We start from the raw sequence: 22,050 nt of genomic DNA on the forward strand, positions 1-22,050 counted from the left end.
AAGAAATAGGTATGCGCATGGACAGCATGTTATCAAACAAACCAGTGGTAAAGCTTATGCTGTTATTAGGAGGTCTTGGTCTATTACTGCTTGTAGCTAGCAATGTGTTTCATATCGCTTCATCTAAGCTGACGCACTATGAAAAAAAAGAGAAAACGATCAAAGTCCTAAAGCAAGTGAAGCAGGCAATGGACAATGAAATTAAGCATATCAATCGGGTATACCTGCGAATTTCTTCTGACCCGGTAGTACAAGATTATCTGTATGCCCAGAAGCCAGCATCGTTTGACCAAAGATCTACAGAAGAGCTTGTGATGAAGAGCTTAAACAAGTACAAAGCTGCCAATCCGTCGATTCTGGATGTATACATGTATGTAAAAAGCAGTCAGTCGATAGTGAGTACACAAGCTGTTGAAACACCTGAACATTTTTTTTCCAATCAGCTGTACCATTCCATGGAGTATGCAACCTGGCAGCAGCTTCTCAAATCCTACCAGAATAAAAACTACCTTTATCTCGGACAAGCTTCCAAGGATAGCTTCAAATCACCCTCGCTGGCTCTTTTTCAATCGTTACCACTGACAGACCCGACTGGGCCCGATGCGACGATAGTCATTGTCTTCAAGCCGGATTCTTTACAATCCATATTGGATACTGTCGATCCCGATCTCCGAGGCACCGTCATGATCACGGATAAATATGATGAGGTTTTACTATCTTCCCAAGCAAGAAAAGCCCCCGATGCAGAAGTGCTGGATGAAATGATCGGCGATAGTGGAGTTCAATACATGAATGAAAATGGAATTAAGGTAGTCCTGTTTTACCTGAAATCGACTAATCCCCAAATGACATATATAACTATTATTCCTGAGCATCTGCTGGATAGATAGTTCAGAAACCATATATTGCGCGAGGGATTGTATTAAAAATTCCGTGAGAAGGATGTGGTGAGTGGGGCACTACGCGGCCGAAGTGTTCTTCCGATCGCTGTTATTTATGGATTTCCTGATTAGATAAAACATGTATCGGTAGAAATCCATGAACAAAGGCGAACGCTCCGCTTCTGCAGAACACCACGGCCGCTCCGCTGGGTGCTCACTAAGCTATTATCAAACTTGTATGCGGTTAACGTAGAAGCGTCCATTTGCTCTTGATAAGAGCTTTGGACGTTTTTTTATGTAACACAGGGTTCAAGTACTCAGGTTAGAGGTCTCGATAAAAACTTATAGCTGTTACAGCAACTTCGGACAGCTCAGAAGCGTTTATTAAATAAAGCCATAAAACATCAATAATGGAAAAAGGAGTGATTTATTTGAACAAAAAAATGTTTACCCTAGGTTTGAGCATCGGCATCCTGTTTGCCGGTGCAACGACAGTTTTCGCGGCAGATGCCGTGAGAGCAGTTTTGTTTCCTATTCAAGTATTCATCAATCAACAAGCTCAAGTGCTGCCTAAGGAAAGTCCGATCCTGAACTATAACAATCAAACCTATGTACCTCTCAGATTTTTATCCGAAAAGCTTGGGAATCAGGTCGTATTCGAGCAAGGTGCTACGGATGAGCAAAGTAGAATCACCCTTGATTCATCCATTATCCCTTCTACCGACAAAGGATGGCACCTAACCTACCTGATGAAACCTGGAAATCATAGAGATTCTCCTCTCTCCATGATGCTCAGCATAAAAGAATCCAATCCACAGGAAAATACACCTCTGGAAGAACGTAAATATCAATTTGGTGCTTGGATTTACAATGTTAGCGAAAAGCCCATTATGCTGGTCAGCGGGTTCAAGATTGATTTGGAAATCATAAAAGCAGATGGACCCGGAAATAGGGAGGTTTTATGGGTAGGCTCGATAACGCATTCGCCTGACAAAGAAACTCCAAGCCATTTCGACGGGCTGCCGCTTCCCGGTACGAATAATAATTTCATTTGGGGCTTCCAATCACCCGTCTGGAGCTGGGATGGTAAGGATAACAAGGGTGTGCCTCTGCCGCCAGGAAATTATTTTTTAAGACAAAGGGACGGGGCACAGCTGCAATATCAGAACATGGAATCGTCTTCGCCCGAAATCATTATCCATAACCTTAATCGAAGCATGGCTAACGGGATAGTTGGTTTTTCGATTCGCCCTTAATTTTAAAGAAAAAGAGCCGCAGGATTGCGACTCTTTTTCAATGACATCAATGCAACTGGTGAATAGCAAATGAACTTCGATTCACCCTATGTACCGGCTTTCTTAAAAGATAAAATAAAAGTAGTTTCTTTTTCATTCGTATCAAAAAGGATATCTCCATCATTTTTTTGCATAATTTGCTTGCATATCATTAATCCAAGCCCAGTCCCTGATGATTTATTGGTTACAAAAGGGATGAATAATAGGTCTTTTATCTCGTCAGAGATCTTGGGACCGTTGTTAGAAATATATAGATATACATGATCATCATCTTCTTTTAATGACAAGGTAATTTTCCTTTTATGGGAAACCTCAAGTAAAGCATCAACGGCATTGTTTAATAAATTGGAGATTACTTGCTGTATTCCTTTTTTTTGTACTCTGAGCATTTTATCGTTTTTAAATTTTTTAACAAACACCACATCTTCTTGGATTAGTCGCGGATTAATCATGGATAGAACAGAATTAATAATTTCTGTAATAGAGATGTTATCGTAGGATTCATCATGTTCTCGATTTCTGGAAAAACTGAGGAAGCCCGTAATTTGCATATTTATACTATCAAATTCATCATCAATAATTTTTATATATTCAGCAACTTTTCGGTTCATTTCAGAGGAAACGTTTTGTTTAATCAGCTTTAAAAATCCTTGAATGGAGGTAAGCGGATTTCGGATCTCATGAGCCATACTTGCTGCCATTTTGCCAATCAGAGCCAAGCGTTCACTATGCAGCTCGTTAATTTGCTTATCTTTTTCCAATATAACATTTCGAGTCAAGTTCCAATAGTTTTCACGAGCATGCTTCTCGAATAAATCCATTCTGAATATGTACTTTTTTACAAGTTGATAGATGGCAATCTCATTTTCTATAGCAACCTGTTCCACAGTTTCAAGAATAATCTTCCTCCAAATATTTGTAGTAATTAAAATGTATTCAATATAGTTATACTGATCTAGTGAAATTTTGGACCATTTGGGTATAGAATTAAAAATAGGATGATTGTCTGCAGGGATTTCTAAATTCATTATATAATCTAAGTAGTTATTAATATTTTCAGCGGAGTCTAGAGGCAGGTCAGGATAAATTTCACGAACCTCCTGCAACCATCTTTGGGATATGATTGCTTTGTGGCTTGACATGATTGAAACATACTCGTTATTCATCGTTACAAGCACCGCCTTATTGTGGTTTAATTCGACAGTAGTAGCAGAATACCTTTAAAATATAAATAACGTATTGGGTAAGGAGAAACCTATGTATCACCATGTGGAACAGGACTATCATGAAATCGACTTCAGTCATAAGGATCAAAGGTACGGGGAATTAACAAGATGCACGTTTACTCGCTGCAAGTTCATCGGAACTTCTTTGGAAGAAATCACCACAACGGCTTGCCGGTTCATCGACTGTGATTTTCGTGGTGCGCAGCTGAATGCATCCATTCATACGGAATCTGCCTTTTTGAACTGCAAATTTACGGAAACGAACCTATTTGTCGCCAAATTTAATAGCTGCAAGATGACAGGATCCGATTTTTCAAAAGCCCAAATGGATGGGATTACACTGAATCAAGGGGATTGGTCTTATACGAATTTGAGATTTGTGAAACTGCCCAAACAAGACTTAAGAGGAATCCGATTTACAGAGGCTGACTTGACAGGCGCGAGTCTGGAGAAAGCAGATTTTCGAAATGCAGATCTAACCCAAGCGCGACTAGCCAAAGCGAAGCTGCAGGGTGCAGATTTACGCGGTGCCGTGATGGACGGAGTTGATTTCACATCCTTTGAGCTGAAAGGTCTTCGGATGGATGTTACCCATGCTGTTGTTTTTTTACGTTCTATGGGTGCGAAAGTGGAATGAATAAGGAATCGGATTAAGCTGTAATAAACATGTTGAAGATATCAACGAATAAATTTCAGTAGTGAGCAGTGCTGTAAGTGTAGCACTGCTTTTTGTGTTCTCTCAGGGAAAGGCTGATCGGAGTAGAGTTCATTCCAACTGCCTCTAAATCAGTATTGCGGCAATCCGCTTGTGTATGTTACAATATTCCAAATTGGTCAAATGCTTTATTTTGGACATTTGCTCAAAAATATTATTAATTTGACGGGAAGTGATTGAGTACCATTCCAAATGGAGAGAAAGCGGTCAATCAATCAAAGGTTGAAGCTGCATCCTTATAGTTGCCATAATGATTCATGTATTTTGTCAAATAATTGAGAAGTAACAAGCTCTCTGGGGGTTACAGATCTCAAGAGGAGTGTGATCATGAGAGCAGTACATTTTGGTGCAGGAAACATTGGCAGGGGTTTTATTGGTCTGCTGCTTTCCCGTTCTGGTTATACCATTTGTTTTGTAGATGTAAATGAAAAGGTTGTGTCTCTGCTTCGTCAAAGAGGGAGCTATACGGTTTCGTTGGCAACCGAATCTCACGATACAATGGTGGTAAATGGAGTATCGGCTATTAATGGCCATGATGTCGAGCAGGTTATCCATAAAATCGCCAGTGCCGATCTGGTGACAACAGCTGTAGGGGTTAATCTGCTGGGAGCAATTGCAGATGTCATAGCGCGAGGCATAGAATTAAGGGTTAACAGCTTGTCCGGTCCACTTCAAGTTATTGCCTGTGAGAATGCAATTAACGCAAGTTCTTTGTTGAAGAAGCAAGTGTATGCACGGTTAACCGACGAGGTACGCAGCAAGGCGGATCAGATTGTATTTTTTGCGGATACAGCCGTAGATCGGATCGTGCCTGTTCAAAGCCATGCAGATCCGTTGGAGGTAACTGTCGAGCCCTTCTATGAGTGGCTGATCGATCGAACAGCAATGCCTTCGGGAGCTGTTGAGATTAAGGGAGCCGGTTATGTTGATCATTTGGAGAGTTATATAGAGCGCAAGCTTTTTACAGTCAATACCGGACATTGCTGCGCCGCTTATCTGGGCCATCTGAACGGTTATACAACCATCCATGAAACCATGGCAAATCAGGAAATTTCTACGCAGGTAAGAGAGGTGCTGGAGGAAACGGGCACCTTACTTATTAAGAAGCATGGACTAAATCTGCAAGAGCATACCTTGTATATCCAGAAAATTATGGATCGTTTCCGCAACGCTTATTTATCCGATGGTGTTGTTCGCGTAGGTCGTTCTCCGATCCGTAAGCTTTCACCGAATGATCGGCTGGTTCTTCCCGCACTTCAAGCATATCATTTAGGTATAGAACCATACCATCTATCTCGGGTAATAGCGGCGGCGCTGCTGTTTGACTACAATCAAGATGAGGAATCCGTACAAATTCAAGAGCGAATTAAGACCCAAGGCATCCATCAAGCTGCTTCCCAAATTACCAAAATTCCAGTAGGGCATCCTGTTCACAGTCTGATTGTACATCATTATGAAGCATTGACACATAAGGTATAAAATACGAAACCATATAGCTTTTATAAGGTTAACACAATATTGTAATCATTGTGCTGACATGATAAAATGATCGTATATTTGAGCAAATGTGCAATTGTGGACGTATGATTAGGTCGATTTGGATATAATGGATATTCGAAAAGCATTCTGGGAATGGGAGGTGGTACAACCGAAATCATGTCATCCCCAAGTTGGATATATGATTTTGATTGTGCCAATTTAAATCGTATGAGTGGAAATAGTAAAAATGAGCATTTGTCTAAAGAGAGCTTTCTGGAGAGGGTTGCACGGATGTATTATGTTCTCGGCATGAGTCAGCAGGAGATTTCCGTGCAGCTTAATATAGGAAGATCATCGGTTTCCAGATTTTTAAACGAGGCGAGAGAAAGAGGTATCGTACAAATTCAAATTCGTTCCGACTTGGATAGCTGTCGACATGAGCCCTTGGAACGTAAACTTGCCAAGCTTTATGGCTTGAAGGACTGTGTGGTATTTCGAGGTGATCAAAGTGCGAACCCTTTTGAGGCATTAGCGACTCAATATTTGGATTCAGTGTTGCCCTCCCACGGGGCTATTGGGCTTGGATGGGGGAAGACCCTGAACGCTATCGGTACTCAGCTGCATCTGTGCGATTCGCGTCCGGGACTAAAAATTTTTCAGCTGATAGGCGGTTTTGGCGCTAAGGAAGATCAGATACCTGCGTCATCCGTCATCCAGATGTGGGCTCAGGCTCTTCGAGGCAAAGCGCATTTGTTTCCGGCTCCTGCAATTGCAGGAAGCGCTGAAAGCAAGGAAAGCTTTATGCAAGACCCAAGCATCCAAGAGATTATGGATGAAATCCGTAAAATGGAAACGATCGTGTTCGGGATTGGTCACGCTGGTGAAGATTCCACATTATTAGCTTTAAATATGGTATCCGGTTTAACCTACGAGGAGTTAAATGGGGCCAGTGTTGGGGAAATTCTGTTTCACTGCTTTGACAAACAAGGTAAGTTTTCGCTGCCACGTATTAGTGAAAGAGTTGTAGGAACATCCAAGGAAGATCTGATGAATATCGAGCTGCGCATTTGTGTAGCGCAAGGCGCTCGCAAGGTGCAAGCGATAAGCGGTGCCTTGAAAGGAAAGCTGCTGAATGTGCTAATCACAACAGAAGAAACGGCATTGCAGGTACTTGAGATCCAATAAATCTAATTAAATAACGAATAAGGAGATAACATTGTGAAAATTAAAGGTGTTGCTCACCGGGGCTATCCGGTAAAGTATCCGGAAAATACACTATCCTCCTTTCAAGCTGCAGTGGATTTGTCTTTTACTCATTTGGAGCTTGACGTACATTTGAGTAAAGACGGAATTCCTGTCCTTATGCATGATTATTCGATTGAACGGATGTCCGACGGCAAAGGCTTTATTCGAGACTATACCTTGGATGAACTCAAATATTTCCGCATTAAAGAGGTAGAAACGATCCCTACTCTAGAAGAAACGTTGAACCTGCTTAAGGGTAAAATATCGATTTTGATTGAGCTGAAGCAATCTGGCGATCTGTATCCAGGACTGGAAGAAAAAGCTTTAGAGGTTATACGCAAAACCGATACTTTGGATCAATCCAGAATTATTGGCTTTGACCACTTTTCAATCGCCAAGACAAGACAACTGAATAAAGATATCAAACTGGGCCTTTGCTGCAGTGGAAGTATGCCTTATGTATTTCCGTTTATGGAAGAAATCGATTGTGATTTTTTGGGTGTACAGCTTCGCTTCATGACTCCGCAATATGCACAAATGATGCAGGAACGGGGGATCATCTCCGGGCCTTGGCCAGTAGATACATTAGCGGATATGGAGCTTATCGCTGCCAAATATCCGAATGATTTGATCACGACTAATGAGCTGGAGCGCTGGGCTGAGTTTTATCGCAACCATCCTGAACTGCATGTAGGCGTATAGCACTAATTTCTTATTATGTTCATATCAAATAAAAACGGAACAACAAGTGATCGATACTTGTTGTTCCGTTTTTATTTGCATATAAATTGGAGAGAATGGATGTCTTGTTTTATTTAATGACCCGTAATAAGAGCGTCTTTATAATAAATATTGGCGTGCTTTCTTGTATCTGCAGAAGACCTATACGAACCAAAACCGAAACTGAGTCGAGCGGTTGAACCTACATTTTGGATCGCCATGCCTTCCGGCTCTCTGAATAGCAGTTCTTTGCCGGCGTTGATTAGGGCTCGATCGACTTGTAAACCTGTATTGAGATTCACTGTCGTGATATAGGTGTTACCGTTAGGATTCGTGTTGACATTGGTTGCAGTCCCGTCCAGTAAATAAAGATAGCTGCCATAAGATGCAAAGCCCTGAAAGACACCTAAACCCGTCGGTTGATCTACCGTAGCAAGAGGCTTGAAGTTGCCTGCTTTCACATCGTTAAGGTTAAATACACTAAAGTGGAATAACGTTTCATTTAGTCTGTAACGCATCGTCAGCAAGCCATTGGCCATATCGATATTAACGGTTGTCCGGTCGGCACCTGCCACAGGCGCATACTTTGCGATGGACGGATCTGTGTTGACCAACACCTGATTATCCACAAACGGGAATCTAGCCAGCTTTGTACCGAAGCCATTATTCGGTTCATGTTTATCTGCAACAGCATCCACTTCCGTCCATAAATAAGCTGTCGTACCGACAGGCTCAACACCAATGGAAACCCCGTGTCCAAATCCGATCAAATACATTTTCCCCAATATCGTACCATCGGTGCTGAGCTTCGTGACCGTTAAATCACCTTTGATAGATCTCTCAGCACTGTTATAGATTCGGGTCTCCGTTCCTAACTTTTGCCCTGCATTTGTAATTTGTACCATATAAATATGATTATTCGTATTATCAAACGAATATCCTTGCTGCAGCGTAGGATCTGTCAGCACTTTACCTGTGATTAGGGGATTATCGGCATCCAATAAATCGAATTTCTTTGAAATCGGAATATATGCATTGCCTTTTCCATTTTGTAGTAGAGCAACTGCTAACGCAATCAATGCGAGTACTATAACAATGGATAGAAATAACTTCTTGCGAAATGGTAACTGTTTCCGACTTAATACTTCGTTTACCGCCGATTTCACTTTTTGTTTGCTTGAAATTTTCATTTTGTCCTCCTGAAAGTTTGGTGATATCAAACCATTTACATAGTCTTGCATTGTAAGCACTTTCAGTTTACTTGAAACTATAAAAGATGTCCAACCATTTGTTCAAAAATGGACATATGTCCAAATTTATTGAAATTTCATTTATTTCCATCGTTGTAGCATTGCCCTTCATTCAAAGATGAAGTAAAATGTTTAACAATAGAGTCTGTAAAACGGACAATAAATGTTATAAAAGAAAGATATTTTGATTGAATATAACAAAAATAAGCACGGGATAAGGTGATAAATGTGGAAAACAATACATCCAGGAGAGTGGAAACGATACCGGGTAATGATCGAAAAAAAGAAATTTTGAACCTATTGGAAGAATTGGGCGTAGTTCGGGTATCTGATATGAGCAAAAGATTCGGTGTCACAGAAGAAACGATTCGCCGTGATCTAGAGCGGCTTGAGAATGAAGGTTCGCTTCTTCGAACACATGGAGGTGCTGTACTTAACCGAAAAGAAGGACCAGAGCTTCCTGTGCTGCAGCGGGAACTGGTACAAGCAGAAGAAAAAAGATCAATAGGCGAATACGCGGCATCCTTAGTTATGGACGGGGAAGTCATTGCGCTTGACGCAAGTACGACCTGCCTTCAAATGGCGAAGCACTTCCCAAACAAAGAAGTGACCGTCATTACCTACTCCATCCCCATAGCCTATGAGCTGATCAAAAAATCTAATGTCCAGATATTCCTGATTGGTGGCTATTTAGATAGGCATTCATTAGGCAATACCGGTACCCCGGCTGAGAAAATGTTGGAAGGATACCATGTGGACAAATTTTTCTTCTCATGCCAAGGCTTTGATTTGCAGAGAGGAATCAGCGAACCTTATGAAGCACATGTTCAATTAAAAAAAAGCATCGTCTCCATATCGGACCACCTGGTTTTATTAGCTGACAGCAGTAAGTTTCAAAGAAAATCTTTAGTTCGATTAATAGGGCTTGAAGAAGTGAGTATGCTTGTAACCGATAATAATATGCCGGTAGAAGCATTAAAAGAAATGGAGTCAAGCGATATCAATGTCGTTGTAGTCAATTAACTTTCGATGTGTGTCAAACCTAAAAGGACCGTTAGGGTGATCTTCCCTGACGGTTTTTTTAATAGATTTTAAAATTCACAAAATGAAGATTGACAGAATTATTTATCGATGATAATCTGAAAATAAGCACAAACGAGCAAATATAAACAAATAATGAACATTAAAACGCGAAAGTGGAAATGCCGGTTTGAATTCAATTCCGTGGTGTTGAACAGAAAACCACTTTTTGTAGTTCAAAGGATGATAATCCAGACGATTTTATAAACAAACCTTTTGTTTCGCAAAAAAAATGTTGAAAACAAATAATTATAAGTATATAATCTACTTAAAGAGTTGAATTCAAAGATGTATATGTTGAAAGTGGTAAAAATATGTTTGAAACAGACAAAACGGGGGTGTTGACGATGGTGATGATCGGACCCTCATTAATGTGTGCAGACTTGGGGCGTTTGATTGAATCTGTTCAAATTTTAAATCAGGGTAATGTTGACTTTTTTCATTTTGACATTATGGATGGAAGCTTTGTTCCTAACTTTAGTATGGGGCCTGATATGCTGAAGACATTGCGTCCGCATACTAGCAAATCTTTCGATGTACATCTGATGGTTGAGGAACCTGAACGATTTATAGACATGTTTGCAGATGCCGGAGCTGATATGATCTCGGTTCATGCAGAGTCCAAGATCCATTTACAAAGAGTGCTTAAGTCAATTCGGGATCGAAATCTCCAAGCGGGGGTAGCCCTTAACCCGTCAACTCCTCTTTGTATTTTGGATTATGTGATGGATACTGTGGATTATGTATGTTTAATGACCGTTAACCCTGGATTTGCAGGCCAGAAATTTATTCCAAGCACTCTTGGGAAAATAGCTGATTTGAGACATAAAATTAATGCTTCCCATTTGGATATATCGATTCAAGTTGATGGAAATATCAGCATGGCTACGATTCCTCAGGTTATTGAGAAGGGGGCTGACATGTTGGTATGCGGAACTTCGAGTTTGTTTATGCGGGATGTTCAATTGGAGCAGGCAGTTGCGGATTTGCGGGACTACTGTCATAAATAGCTATTCAGACCAACGAGGGAAGGGTGCTTGATGTGACTATTACGGTAGTCGGAAGTATTAATATGGATATTGTTGCTTTAACTGACCATTATCCATGTCGCGGAGATACGATATTTGGCAATGAAATACGATTTTCTCCTGGCGGGAAAGGAGCCAATCAAGCAACGGCCTGTGCCAAATTGGGGAAAGAGGCTGTCATCGTAGGATGCGTTGGAGAAGACCCGTTCGGCGACCGTTTGATCGAAACTATGAATGATAATCATGTGAATGTAAGCTTTATTAAAAGATCCGAGTCCAAGCGTACCGGAACAGTGCTTGTAACGGTTGATCAGTCTGCAGAGAATACAATGCTTGTTGTAAAGGGTGCCAATGAGGATTTGAACGCCGGGGACGTTGAAAGCAGCAGTGAATTGATTAGAAAGAGCAAGGTGCTGCTTGTACAATTGGAAGTTCCTGAAAAGACTGCAATTCTTGCCATGGTTAAAGCGCGAGAGTACGGGGTGACTGTTATTTTGGATCCTGCACCGGCAGAAGGAATGAGTTTGAATGTTTTGAAACTTGCTGATATCATCATTCCAAACCGACAGGAAGCCAAATACATAACAGGAATTGATGTTACCGATATTCAGTCAGCTCTTGCGGCAGCTAGGTTTATGGAACAAAGCTTAGGCGTAACAAGCTTAATTATCAAAATGGCAGAAAGGGGCTCTCTTGTATATTCAGCAGGGCAGTGGGAGTATCTGGAAGCAGTCAAAGTTAATCCCGTTGATACCGTAGCCGCGGGAGATGCCTTTGCAGGGGCGCTAGCTTGCGCGATTGCTGATGGTGAAAGCTTGGTAAGCGCTGCTAAGTTTGCTACAATTGTAAGCGCTCTAAAGGTAACTAAATTAGACGCTCAAGAAGGCATTCCAACTATGGACGAAGTCAATGAATTTTGTGCTACAAGAAATTTACAACATTACCTGAGTGATTAGTAAAAGGAGTAGGAGCATGAATATGGATAATGCCATGATGAACGCCGCAGTATTGGAAAAGCCGTTATCCATAGCTGTGAAAGAAGTTAAAAGACCCGTACCTGGTCCTAATGATGCGCTAATAAAGGTTTATTGTATTGGTATCTGTGGTTCGGATATTCATTATTATGAGCATGGAAAGATCGGAAGGTATGTAGTAGATAGACCGATCATTTTAGGCCATGAACTTGCTGGAGAAGTTATACAGATTGGTGATCAGGTAACGAATGTTGCTGTGGGTGATCGGGTAGCTGTTGAACCAGGTGTTGCATGCGGTCGCTGTAATTTTTGCAAGTCAGGGCGATATAATTTATGTCCTGAGGTTGTTTTCATGGCTACGCCTCCTGTAGACGGGGCATGGGCTGAATATGCTGCCATTCGTAGTGATTGTTTGTTCAAACTGCCAGAGGGCATGAGTTATGAAGAAGGAGCACTTTTGGAACCGCTCTCAGTCGGATTTCATGCTATGAGAAGAGGTAAGGTGGGACCATCCGATCGTATCTTGATCCTTGGTTTAGGTCCAATAGGTTTACTCGCCATCCAAGCGGCCAAACTATTTGGTGTTCATGAGATCATAGCTTCCGACATCGTGCCTTTCCGGAGAGAAATGGCCCTTAAGCTTGGAGCGACAGCCGTAATGAATCCTTTGCAGGACAACATCTCCGAGCAGATTTCTCTACTCACTGGGGGGGAGGGCATCGATGTCATCATTGAATCGTCTGGCAATAGCCAGGCCATCGCTGATACGATACGATTCGTTAATCGTGGAGGGCGCATTGTGTATATCGGCTTGCCAACAGCTAAGCAAATTCCAATGGATATGAACCTGTTAATCGATTCGGAATTGGATGTGTTCGGTGTTTTCCGATACGCAAACACTTATCCTGCGGCGATACAAGCGCTTAAAAATAGTGATATCGTTTTGCGCCAGACCATCACACACAAGTTTGCTCTTAGCGATATTCAGGAAGCTGTAGCTGTAGCAAGCACGCACAAGGAAACAAGTATCAAAGTGATGATTTACCCTAACAAAGAAGAGATAGAGAAGCGTAATGGTTAAATAATTTACTACGACTAGGAGGGGTTTAATTGGCATCTATAGAGTTTGTGAAGGTTACGAAATCATTTGATAAACATGATGTTATTAAAGACTTGGATTTAAAGATTGAAGATGGCAAATTTACCGTTCTGGTAGGTCCCTCTGGCTGCGGGAAAACGACACTTCTAAGAATGATTGCTGGAATCGATCCCCAAACGTCAGGTAAAGTGCTGATTAATGGCAAGGATGTAACGAAGATTCCACCTGGGCAAAGAGGAGTAGCGATGGTGTTCCAAAACTATGCCATCTACCCTACGATGTCGGTAAGAGAGAACATTGAATTCGGTTTGAAAAATAACAAGGTTCCCAAAGAAGAGCGTACCCGCTTGGTGGAATCGATCAGCGCTACGGTTGGACTGTCCGAATACCTGGATCGCAAACCATCGACTTTATCCGGCGGTCAACGCCAGCGTGTCGCACTTGCCCGTGCCATGGTTAAGCAGCCATCCGTGTTTCTGATGGACGAACCATTATCCAATCTGGACGCCAAACTCAGGGTACAAATGCGCATTGAGCTAATTGAGCTGCACAAAAAGTTGGGTACCACCTTTGTCTATGTTACTCATGACCAGGTAGAAGCGATGTCTATGGCCGATACGATCGTATTGATGAATAAAGGGTTAATTCAACAGGAAGCCCCGCCGGATGTGATGTATCGCAAGCCTAACAATATGTTCGCAGCCGAATTTATTGGAGTTCCCCCGATGAATATGGACGACCTGGGTGTGGAAGGAATTAAATTTGGCTTTCGTCCAGAGAGTGCAGTGTTATCCAAAGAACCTAGTGGAAAGCACTTTTCCATTCGGGGCGTCATTGCTACCAGAGAAATGCTCGGATCTGAAACGGTCTATCAAGTGAAATACAACAACAGCTCTTATATGATTAAATGTATCGAGGATCATTTCACAGTGGACGAAGATGTATGTTTAGAAGTCGCAGCCAACAAAATATTTTTCTTTGAAGAAGATGGTAACCGCATCGGTGAGGAAGATGGACGCTTCAATAACTACTTAGAAGCTTTGAGAAGAGGTTGAGCATATGGATAAAAAACCAATATTGAGCCTGCTCCGTCCTTATCTCATGGTATTACCGGCCATGATAGGTATTTTCACCTTTGTTATTTACCCGATGCTGCATTTAATTTATTTAAGCCTTTTTAAATATAACCTGATGAATAAAGCCAAAAGCAAATTCATTGGATTGGACAATTACAAAGAGGTTTTCATGCGTGAAGACTTTTACAAAGCACTGGGCAATACGTTTGTTTATACCATTGGTGTTGTTATATTAACGATGGTTATATCTCTGCTGTTTGCTTTATGGCTTAGCAAGCAGAGCAAATTTAACAGCATTGTGCAAGCTGGCTTATTCACGCCGCATATTATTTCTATTGTATCGATTGCTCTTGTGTGGCTTTGGCTGATGGAGCCGAACCTGGGTCTTCTCAACTTTGTTTTGAAGGCTCTGGGTCTACCGCCCTCTCAATGGCTGCAAAGCTCTAAGACGGCCATGATATCGGTCATTATTGTATCTGTTTGGCACAGTGTAGGTTACTATACTTTGATCATAGTGGCTGCTCTCCAAAGTATACCGCCAAGCATTTATGAAGCGGCCGAACTGGATAATGCGAAGAAGTTCAAAGTGTTTTACAAAATAACGTTGCCTTTAATTTCTCCGCAGCTGTTTTTCATTTTAATCATTATGACGATTGGTTCCTTTAAAGTTTTTGATACGGTCAGAATTATGACAGGCGGAGGTCCTAATAACGCAACCAGCACATTGGTTTATTATATTTATAGCTTTAGAACCACGAATATTGGTTTCGCTTCCGCGACGGGAGTTGTGCTGATGGCTATTATAGGAATACTTACATTTGTCTACTTCCGTTTGCTGTCTAAAAAGGTTCATTATCAATAAAAAACCATCAATAAGAACGATCAACAACAGACCTGGATTACCCAGAGAAAGGGGGTTTGACGATTCATGACATTTGAACGAAAGCACCTATGGTCGACACTAAATACATTGCTTAAAATAGCAGCTCTTATGATTTTTGTTTTTCCATTCTTATGGATGATATCCACGTCGCTGCAGACCATCCAAGAGACCTTGACGATACCTCCGACTATGATTCCGGCAATACCTCAATGGAATAATTTTGTGGTTGCCATGAGCTCGGGTCCATTTTTGACTTATGCCCAAAACTCGGTGATTGTCACTCTTTCCATCATTGTTTTGCAGTTTGCTGTAATGATACCGGCTGCCTATGCTTTTGCTAAATATAAATTTGTAGGCAAAGAATTCCTATTTGCTATGGTACTTTTGGCCTTTATGATTCCTGGTCAAGTCACCTTTATCCCTGTCTATCTGATGCTCGCCGATTGGGGAATGATCAAAACCTTATTGCCGCAAATTATTCCTTTTATGTCCAATGCATTTGGTATCTTCCTTTTACGCCAATACTTTATGCAGATTCCTGAAGAAATTATTGAATCGGCCAAATTAGACAATGCCAGCGAGTTCAAGATTATTTGGAAAATCATGATACCGATGTCCATGCCAGCACTAGCCACGATCGCATTGTTCAGCTTTGTGAGTCACTGGAATGATTATTTCTGGCCGCTCGTGATGACAGATTCGAACCCGGTTCGCCCGCTGACACTCGGAATTGCCATGCTTAGAGAAACGGAAGGTATTAGTAACTGGCACACTATTATGGCAGGTAATGTTGTTTTAGTGGTCCCTATTCTGCTTGTTTACCTGATTTGCTCTAAACAAATAGTGAAGGCATTTGTTTATTCCGGGATTAAATAATCATTTAACCCCTTACGAATAATGTTGAAAACAAAAAGGGAGGAAGAAAAAATTGAAGAAAAATATGACAATGCTTATGGCGTCTACCATGCTGATTGGTGCACTTGCAGGCTGTAGCTCAGCACCGCAAGCAACCGGTACTACTGGAGCAACAGGATCTACTGGAACTAATCCGGCACCTGCAGCAGCGCCGGCAGCAGCAGCAAAAACAGGCAAAACAACGATTCAGTATTGGCATTCTATGGGAGGAACTAACGGCGAATTTACTGATGCGATGATTAAACGTTTTAATGCCTCCCATCCTAATATTGAGGTAGTTGGAACCTTCCAAGGCGGATATGATGAAGTGGTTACCAAGCTTCAACAGGCAGCTGCAGCAGGTTCAGCGCCGGATGTTACTATGCTGGAGCGTTCTTTCGTACAGTTGTTTGCCGATGCAGATGTGCTGGAGGACCTGACACCGTATATGAAGAAATCAAATTTAAGCTTGGATGACTTTGTTCAAGGTCTGATGGGTCACTCTATTTTTAATAAGAAATTGGTTACCCTGCCTTTGAACCGTTCCACTCCGATCATGCACGTAAACAAAACGATGCTGGATGAAATGGGTCTGAAGATTCCTACCACTTGGGAGGAACTGAAAACCGTCACAAATGCGCTCGTCATTAAAGATGGCAGCGGCTATAAACGCCAAGGTATGACCATGCCGTTTGATGATTGGTATCTCCAAGGAATGATCACTCAATCCAAAAGCAGATTCTTTAGTGAAGATGGCACTAAAATGGAATTTATTGATGCCGGTGTAGGGCTCAAATTATTCAGTTTCTTGAAGGATCTTCAAAGCACGGGAGCTTTGTTCTACCCGCCGACCCAGGATTCAGGAAATATCGCCAACCAGATGTTCACAGAAGGTAAGGTCGCTATTTTATTACAATCAACAGGTAGTATAGGTGGTTTACAAAAAAATGCGAAATTTGATTATAAGACCGCCTTCCTACCTAAAAATGAAGTGTTCGCCACTCCAACCGGTGGAGCGAACGTTGCCATGTTTGCTTCTTCCAAAAACAAAGAAGCTGCTTGGGAGTTCTTGAACTGGTTGATGACGGATCCTCAAGGCGGACAGCAGTTCGTTATTGATACGGGTTACCTGCCTTTCACCAAGAAAATGGTAGAATCCAAAGAAATTAAAGAGCTGTATGCAAAAGAACCAAATCGTAAAGTAGCCTACGATCAGCTGCAATACGGTATCGATACGAATAAAAACTTGGCATGGACGCCGATTATTCAAGAGTTCCGCTCTGCTATGCAAGCGATCATGTATGACAACAAAGATATTCAAGCCACTCTCGCTACATTCAAAACAGCAGCAGAAAAACTTTTAAAAAATAAGTAAACTGTTCACAAACCACAAGGCCTTTCAGGGAAGCAGATAGACCGATGTTGGAATTTTTATCCATCCGGTTATCTGCTTTCTCTATGCTCGATGAGTATAATCATACAAGAAAGGGATGCAGCCCACATGCTAGAACGTCTTGCCAATAGTCCTTCCATTCAAATTGTCGGGCATAGAGGATATAAATCTGCTTACCCGGAAAATACGCTGCTTGCGTTCCAGAAGTCACTGGAAATGGGCGTAGATGTGCTTGAGTTTGACCTTCGTTTTTCCAAAGATAAGGTGATTATGGTTATACATGATGAAACATTGGAGCGTACAACCAATGGCACGGGCAAAGTAAGCGATTATACCATGGCCGAGCTTAAACAGCTGGATGCTGGGGGCTGGTTGGGTAAACCTTTTGAAGGACTCAAAATACCAACCTTTGAAGAGCTTTGCCAGCTGTTTGCGGACTACTCCGAACCTTTGTTAAATGTAGAAATTAAACCGAATGAGCATGCCAAAGAGATTGCGGATGAAGCAATCGCGATGCTGAAGGAGTATGGTTATTTATCACGTTGTTTGTTCACTTGCTTTGACGCGGAAATCATTACTTATATCCACGATACGTACAGCTTGAAAACACAAGGCTTTCCTGAAGTGAGTATGTCCAATTTTGTTTCGGGTACAGACGGTACGTATTCAAAAATGTGGTCGATAGGCATTAGTATGAAATTGTTAACTCCTGCATTAGTGAGCGAATTTCAGGAAATGGGTCTCTTAGTCGGGTGCTATTGTACCGACAATGATAAGCAGGTTTACTATGCGCTGGGATGCGGTGTTACTTTGCTAACCTGCAACGATCCACAGCCGGCTATGAATATTCGTCAGCAAATCGCTGGTTCTCTTTAGCTAGTCAGAAAGGAAAGATGAAGATGAAGGCTTGGCCATTGTACGCTATCGGAGATATTCGAATGGAGACCAGATCCAAACCGCATGCAGGTCATGGGGAGGTTCTTCTGAAGGTACGTGCATGTGGCATCTGTGGCTCCGATATTCCCAGAGTTTATTCAAAGGGGACATACTCGTTTCCGACGATTCCTGGACATGAATTTTCTGGTGAAATCATCGAGGTAGGGGAAGGCTGCGATGAATCGCTCATAGGTCGCGGTGCGGCCGTCTTTCCGCTGATGCCTTGCCGCAGCTGCAGCGCGTGTGAGATTGGGCAGTTCGCGTTATGTGAGAATTACAATTATATGGGTTCAAGGTGCGATGGGGCTTTTGCCGAATATATTACGGTGCCGTTATGGAACCTGCTGTTAATTCCTGAAGGCGTGTCCTATGAAGAAGCGGCAATGGTAGAGCCAGCAGCTGTAGCCTTGCATGCGCTTAGGCAAGCTGGTATCAGTATTGGTGATACCGTACTCATTTATGGTGCGGGCCCGATCGGGATGATACTCTCCTTATGGGCGGATATTTGGGGTGCAGGCCGTATACTGCTCGTCGATATCGATGAAGAGAAGCTGGCATTTGCTCGGACTCTCGGCATCACGCATACGTGTAACGCTGCCACGTCTGATGCAGTTGCTTGGGTTCTTGTACGAACAGATGGAAAAGGCGCAGACGTAACGATTGAGGGGGCAGGCAGCTCGGTATCCTTTGAGAATGCGATGCACACGACTCGGCCATTCGGTAAAGTCATACTTATGGGCAATCCAGCTGGAGATATGAAGCTGACACAGAAGGGCTACTGGGAGATTCTGCGCAGGAATCTTACGATTATCGGTACTTGGAATTCGTATTATGCGAATTTACCGGTTAATGAGTGGCAGCTTGTGCTAAGCTCTATAGCTTCGGGAAAGCTGCGTCTTGCTCCTTTAATAACTCATCGCGTGCCTATAGAAAAAATCGGTGATGCCCTACAGATGTTACGGGATCGCAGCGAGTTTTCAGTTAAAGTGATGTATGTCCAAAATTAAAGGTTGTATGCATACATTTCAGTCATCTAAAAGGAAGTGTAAGTCGTGAATGACATTTCACAAATTTGGTATATCCCACACTGGGAACTGCTTCTTAGGATGGTCCTTGCCGTTGTTTTGGGAGGGCTGGTTGGCATGGAGCGGGAGTGGAACAACCATGCTGCGGGTTTCCGTACCCACATTTTGGTTTGTCTAGGTGCGGCTACGATTATGCTTCTATCGATATATGGTTTCAGCCAATTTGTGAACGAGCCTAATGTACGGATGGACCCCGCCCGTCTTGCTGCGCAGGTTATCAGCGGAGTTGGCTTTCTGGGAGCAGGTGCCATTCTACGTAATGGCCCCGTCATCAGTGGACTGACGACGGCCGCATCCGTGTGGGTAGTTGCTGCAATCGGCTTGTGTGTGGGAGCGGGTTTTTTGTACGCTGCTTGCTATGCCACGTTATTGGTACTGGTCAGCCTTTTTCTGTTGAATAAGTGGGAGAAGCATCTACTTAGAAATCGAAGAAGCAGTGAAGTATGCGTGAGATCATTGGATTGTCCGGGGGTTCTTGGTAAAATAGCGTCTAAATTTGGAGAGCATGGTATCCAAATCATCAACGTCAAAATGATCTCGGATGTGGAAACTAATGATTCGGAGGGCAGGCCTACGATCCAATTAATTTTCAGCCTGAAGGTACAGGAACAGACCAAGCTGCTCTTAGCGGTTGATCAAATTAATTCCTATGACTTTATTCTCTATATGGAATCGGGCCGAAACTTATTGAACCCGCTAGGTCAATCAGCAGAACATGTCCATTAGGTTGATGTAGGATCACAAGATAACAGGTTAACTCAAGCGCAGATGCTGAGGTTAACCTGTTTATTCATTTGTATTGAATTGACTTGCAAATGAATGGTTCCCAAGCTCTATAGCAGCCAATCGGTTGTTCTTCATATAGGAACTGGGATTGATGCCATACCATTTGCGAAATTGATTCGTAAAATGGTTATAATTCTGAAACCCGACGTCAAAGCATACCTGGGTTGCACTGCGTTCGGTATGCTCAAACAAAAGCGCAGCCTGCTGCACGCGCATCCTGTTCAACGTGTCGACAATGCTGTGTCCTGTAATGGTTTTGAACAGGTGGGATAATCGAGAAGCAGACAGACCGACGGATTGGGCCAACTCCTCTATCCGAATGGGTTCTCTCATCCGCTGTGAAAGCAGATATAGCGTTTCTTCTATTCGTGAATCCATAATATGCCTTTTCTTTTGGGCTAGCAGCATAATGATCTCACGAATTGCAGTGCAGCATAATTCATTCCAATACTCCCCGCGCTCTCTGGAATCCGAAATGACTCTCGTAAATGCATGGTGGATACGTTGGCGGGCAGATTCATTTTCTATGCGCTGCTGGATCAGGTTATCGTTAGGAAGCAGGCTGGTTTCAATCACATTTGAAGAGAAATGAGCCCACACGAAGTACCATGTATGCCCTCTTCGCGTACCATATTGATGAGGAATATCCGGCTTCAGCAGCGTCACATCCCCGAATTGACTGATCAACTCCTTGCCAGGCACTTTAAAATAACCTTCACCATCCAAAGTGAATGTCATTAGCCAATCATGCCTGCCGTTCGGCCTGTTGATGAAGTACGTTTCATTCTCCTGAAAATGTCCGGCAATAACCGTATCGTAGGCATAGCTTTTGTATCCGCCGATGAGACCTCTTTCCATATTAACCCGGCTTTCATTTGATATATATTACGGTTTTAACAAGTTCTCTTAGGGTACCTTCTGATTATCAGCATATAACAATTGTGTACATTGTGCTACTAAAAAAAGCATGTTCATAAGTATGATGTAGCAGGATTGTATGAATAAATAGCATCATTGTTACTTTTCTATGGGGCGTAATTCGATTACGATTAGTGTATTCAATTAATGCTTAATTACCGAGCTTTTTAAGGAGGTAGGACCATGACGCAACAGTTACAGAGATTGACAAGGGAACAGAAGCAGCATTTTGAAACCGAAGGGTATCTCGTTGTAAAAGGATTATTTGCGGAGGACCATCTAGCAGAGATCGACAGCACATTTGAGGAGATTAGCCATCAAACGATTTCCGGTTTTTTTGAACCGGATTTGCATGAGGATACAACAGACCCTCTGAAAAGATATCCACGGGTCATGCATCCGCACCGCTTTAACGAAACGGCCAAAAGGTACATGCTGCATCATCCGGTGCTTGAGGTTTTGACCGATTTGTATGAGGAGGAGCCGCTGGCCGCTCAAAGCATGTTTTATTATAAGCCACCAGGATCACGTGGGCAGGCTTTGCATCAGGATAATTTTTATTTAAAGGTCGATCCGGGAAACTGTATTGCAGCCTGGACAGCCATTGATGAGGCAGATGAGGAGAATGGCGGCTTGCTGATCGTACCCAAAACGAACCAATACGACATTGTCTGTCCTGATCTGGCTGATGAGAGGGAGTCGTTTACGACTCATTATGTGAGGCCTCCCAAGGATCAAAAAGCGATTCCAGCGCTTATGGACCGAGGCGATGTGTTGTTTTTCAATGGAAATCTGATTCATGGCTCATACCGCAACAAATCGAAGGACCGCTTCCGCAGAGCCTTTATCTGCCATTATGCGAATCAGTCGGCAACCAGTATTAGCAGCCATTATCACCCGTTATTTCGGAAGGATGGGACAACGGTAGAACTGGAAGCCAATCCAGATGGAGGCCCGTGTGGGATTGAGCATCAGAATGTGTATCCACATTAAAGATGTGAAAAAGATACCAAATTTTGGTATCTTTTTTGTGTTTGAGGTGTTCATGAGACAAGTTTTCTATGGAAAAATTTTACTATCTCCAATA

At 42.5% G+C, this 22,050-nt stretch carries 21 protein-coding genes; 18 read left to right on the plus strand and 3 right to left on the minus strand.

Annotated elements, in window-relative coordinates:
* The first annotated feature begins 56 nt into the window (after nucleotides 1-56).
* Together BM210_RS11060 and BM210_RS11065 are read left to right on the plus strand one after the other, a co-directional pair.
* The gene (locus tag BM210_RS11060; RefSeq protein WP_218184918.1) at nucleotides 57-890 is read left to right on the plus strand and encodes a cache domain-containing protein; all 834 of its coding nucleotides are present in this window, start codon (nucleotides 57-59) and stop codon (nucleotides 888-890) included.
* Between the two features lie 422 nt (nucleotides 891-1,312).
* Entirely contained in the window at nucleotides 1,313-2,137 is an 825-nt protein-coding gene (locus tag BM210_RS11065) for a stalk domain-containing protein (RefSeq protein ID WP_091167884.1), read from the plus strand.
* A gap of 86 nt (nucleotides 2,138-2,223) precedes the next feature.
* Here the strand turns inward: BM210_RS11065 and BM210_RS11070 are convergent, their stop codons facing one another.
* Entirely contained in the window at nucleotides 2,224-3,342 is a 1,119-nt protein-coding gene (locus BM210_RS11070; RefSeq protein ID WP_091167885.1) for a sensor histidine kinase, read from the minus strand.
* A 91-nt stretch (nucleotides 3,343-3,433) separates the two neighbouring features.
* Between BM210_RS11070 and BM210_RS11075 the strand changes: the two genes are divergently transcribed.
* From BM210_RS11075 to BM210_RS11090, 4 genes are all read left to right on the plus strand, one after another.
* Entirely contained in the window at nucleotides 3,434-4,039 is a 606-nt protein-coding gene (locus BM210_RS11075; protein WP_091167887.1) for a pentapeptide repeat-containing protein, read from the plus strand.
* A 405-nt stretch (nucleotides 4,040-4,444) separates the two neighbouring features.
* On the plus strand, nucleotides 4,445-5,596 hold the full coding sequence (locus tag BM210_RS11080) for a mannitol-1-phosphate 5-dehydrogenase (protein ID WP_091167889.1): 1,152 nt from the start codon (nucleotides 4,445-4,447) through the stop codon (nucleotides 5,594-5,596).
* Between the two features lie 177 nt (nucleotides 5,597-5,773).
* Entirely contained in the window at nucleotides 5,774-6,781 is a 1,008-nt protein-coding gene (locus BM210_RS11085; protein ID WP_177237756.1) for a sugar-binding transcriptional regulator, read from the plus strand.
* Nucleotides 6,782-6,814: 33 nt separating this feature from the next.
* Nucleotides 6,815-7,543: a glycerophosphodiester phosphodiesterase gene (locus BM210_RS11090; protein ID WP_091167892.1), complete on the plus strand. Its 729-nt coding sequence runs from the start codon at nucleotides 6,815-6,817 to the stop codon at nucleotides 7,541-7,543.
* A gap of 113 nt (nucleotides 7,544-7,656) precedes the next feature.
* On the opposite strand, the gene BM210_RS11095 is transcribed toward BM210_RS11090, so the two are convergent.
* Nucleotides 7,657-8,751, minus strand: coding sequence for a phage baseplate protein (locus BM210_RS11095; RefSeq protein WP_091167894.1), 1,095 nt, complete (start codon nucleotides 8,749-8,751; stop codon nucleotides 7,657-7,659).
* 288 nt (nucleotides 8,752-9,039) lie between these two features.
* Here BM210_RS11095 and BM210_RS11100 point away from each other — a divergent pair, with 288 nt between their 5' ends.
* The 11 genes from BM210_RS11100 (at nucleotide 9,040) to BM210_RS11150 (ending at nucleotide 19,985) form a co-directional block, all read left to right on the plus strand.
* Nucleotides 9,040-9,834, plus strand: coding sequence for a DeoR/GlpR family DNA-binding transcription regulator (locus BM210_RS11100; protein WP_091167895.1), 795 nt, complete (start codon nucleotides 9,040-9,042; stop codon nucleotides 9,832-9,834).
* Between the two features lie 371 nt (nucleotides 9,835-10,205).
* Nucleotides 10,206-10,901 (plus strand): ribulose-phosphate 3-epimerase, encoded by a 696-nt coding sequence (gene rpe, locus BM210_RS11105; RefSeq protein WP_256223500.1) that lies wholly within the window; start codon nucleotides 10,206-10,208, stop codon nucleotides 10,899-10,901.
* Between the two features lie 32 nt (nucleotides 10,902-10,933).
* The gene (gene rbsK / locus BM210_RS11110; protein ID WP_091167897.1) at nucleotides 10,934-11,875 is read left to right on the plus strand and encodes a ribokinase; all 942 of its coding nucleotides are present in this window, start codon (nucleotides 10,934-10,936) and stop codon (nucleotides 11,873-11,875) included.
* Between the two features lie 16 nt (nucleotides 11,876-11,891).
* A complete protein-coding gene (locus BM210_RS11115; protein ID WP_256223501.1) occupies nucleotides 11,892-12,974 on the plus strand; it encodes an NAD(P)-dependent alcohol dehydrogenase in 1,083 nt (360 codons plus the stop codon).
* A 29-nt stretch (nucleotides 12,975-13,003) separates the two neighbouring features.
* Nucleotides 13,004-14,047: an ABC transporter ATP-binding protein gene (locus tag BM210_RS11120; protein WP_091167899.1), complete on the plus strand. Its 1,044-nt coding sequence runs from the start codon at nucleotides 13,004-13,006 to the stop codon at nucleotides 14,045-14,047.
* 4 nt (nucleotides 14,048-14,051) lie between these two features.
* Complete coding sequence (locus tag BM210_RS11125; RefSeq protein ID WP_091167900.1) at nucleotides 14,052-14,930, plus strand: carbohydrate ABC transporter permease; 879 nt, start codon at nucleotides 14,052-14,054, stop codon at nucleotides 14,928-14,930.
* Between the two features lie 66 nt (nucleotides 14,931-14,996).
* On the plus strand, nucleotides 14,997-15,827 hold the full coding sequence (locus BM210_RS11130; protein ID WP_091167901.1) for a carbohydrate ABC transporter permease: 831 nt from the start codon (nucleotides 14,997-14,999) through the stop codon (nucleotides 15,825-15,827).
* A gap of 52 nt (nucleotides 15,828-15,879) precedes the next feature.
* Complete coding sequence (locus tag BM210_RS11135) at nucleotides 15,880-17,220, plus strand: ABC transporter substrate-binding protein (protein WP_256223502.1); 1,341 nt, start codon at nucleotides 15,880-15,882, stop codon at nucleotides 17,218-17,220.
* A 126-nt stretch (nucleotides 17,221-17,346) separates the two neighbouring features.
* Nucleotides 17,347-18,114, plus strand: coding sequence for a glycerophosphodiester phosphodiesterase family protein (locus BM210_RS11140; RefSeq protein WP_091167903.1), 768 nt, complete (start codon nucleotides 17,347-17,349; stop codon nucleotides 18,112-18,114).
* Between the two features lie 23 nt (nucleotides 18,115-18,137).
* Nucleotides 18,138-19,181: a galactitol-1-phosphate 5-dehydrogenase gene (locus tag BM210_RS11145; RefSeq protein ID WP_091167904.1), complete on the plus strand. Its 1,044-nt coding sequence runs from the start codon at nucleotides 18,138-18,140 to the stop codon at nucleotides 19,179-19,181.
* A gap of 99 nt (nucleotides 19,182-19,280) precedes the next feature.
* Complete coding sequence (locus tag BM210_RS11150; protein ID WP_091168450.1) at nucleotides 19,281-19,985, plus strand: MgtC/SapB family protein; 705 nt, start codon at nucleotides 19,281-19,283, stop codon at nucleotides 19,983-19,985.
* A gap of 60 nt (nucleotides 19,986-20,045) precedes the next feature.
* Here BM210_RS11150 and BM210_RS11155 read toward each other — a convergent pair whose 3' ends face one another.
* Nucleotides 20,046-20,903 (minus strand): helix-turn-helix domain-containing protein, encoded by an 858-nt coding sequence (locus tag BM210_RS11155; RefSeq protein ID WP_091167905.1) that lies wholly within the window; start codon nucleotides 20,901-20,903, stop codon nucleotides 20,046-20,048.
* A 243-nt stretch (nucleotides 20,904-21,146) separates the two neighbouring features.
* Here BM210_RS11155 and BM210_RS11160 point away from each other — a divergent pair, with 243 nt between their 5' ends.
* Nucleotides 21,147-21,956 carry a phytanoyl-CoA dioxygenase family protein gene (locus BM210_RS11160; protein WP_091167907.1) on the plus strand — a complete coding sequence of 270 codons (810 nt, stop codon included), beginning with the start codon at nucleotides 21,147-21,149 and terminating at the stop codon, nucleotides 21,954-21,956.
* Nucleotides 21,957-22,050 lie beyond the last annotated feature (94 nt).

It is taken from the genome of Paenibacillus sp. 1_12, assembly GCF_900114475.1.
In the GTDB taxonomy this organism is placed as follows: Bacteria; Bacillota; Bacilli; order Paenibacillales; family NBRC-103111; genus Paenibacillus_S.

Coding starts and splice junctions, on each gene's coding strand:
- BM210_RS11060 (WP_218184918.1), top strand. CDS start 57: ATGCTGTTATTAGGAGGTCTTGGTCTATTACTGCTTGTAGCTAGCAAT.
- BM210_RS11070 (WP_091167885.1), bottom strand. CDS start 3,342: ATGAATAACGAGTATGTTTCAATCATGTCAAGCCACAAAGCAATCATA.
- BM210_RS11075 (WP_091167887.1), top strand. CDS start 3,434: ATGTATCACCATGTGGAACAGGACTATCATGAAATCGACTTCAGTCAT.
- BM210_RS11080 (WP_091167889.1), top strand. CDS start 4,445: ATGAGAGCAGTACATTTTGGTGCAGGAAACATTGGCAGGGGTTTTATT.
- BM210_RS11085 (WP_177237756.1), top strand. CDS start 5,774: ATGTCATCCCCAAGTTGGATATATGATTTTGATTGTGCCAATTTAAAT.
- BM210_RS11095 (WP_091167894.1), bottom strand. CDS start 8,751: ATGAAAATTTCAAGCAAACAAAAAGTGAAATCGGCGGTAAACGAAGTA.
- rpe (WP_256223500.1), top strand. CDS start 10,206: ATGTTTGAAACAGACAAAACGGGGGTGTTGACGATGGTGATGATCGGA.
- BM210_RS11115 (WP_256223501.1), top strand. CDS start 11,892: ATGAATATGGATAATGCCATGATGAACGCCGCAGTATTGGAAAAGCCG.
- BM210_RS11125 (WP_091167900.1), top strand. CDS start 14,052: ATGGATAAAAAACCAATATTGAGCCTGCTCCGTCCTTATCTCATGGTA.
- BM210_RS11130 (WP_091167901.1), top strand. CDS start 14,997: ATGACATTTGAACGAAAGCACCTATGGTCGACACTAAATACATTGCTT.
- BM210_RS11140 (WP_091167903.1), top strand. CDS start 17,347: ATGCTAGAACGTCTTGCCAATAGTCCTTCCATTCAAATTGTCGGGCAT.
- BM210_RS11145 (WP_091167904.1), top strand. CDS start 18,138: ATGAAGGCTTGGCCATTGTACGCTATCGGAGATATTCGAATGGAGACC.
- BM210_RS11150 (WP_091168450.1), top strand. CDS start 19,281: ATGGTCCTTGCCGTTGTTTTGGGAGGGCTGGTTGGCATGGAGCGGGAG.
- BM210_RS11155 (WP_091167905.1), bottom strand. CDS start 20,903: ATGGAAAGAGGTCTCATCGGCGGATACAAAAGCTATGCCTACGATACG.
- BM210_RS11160 (WP_091167907.1), top strand. CDS start 21,147: ATGACGCAACAGTTACAGAGATTGACAAGGGAACAGAAGCAGCATTTT.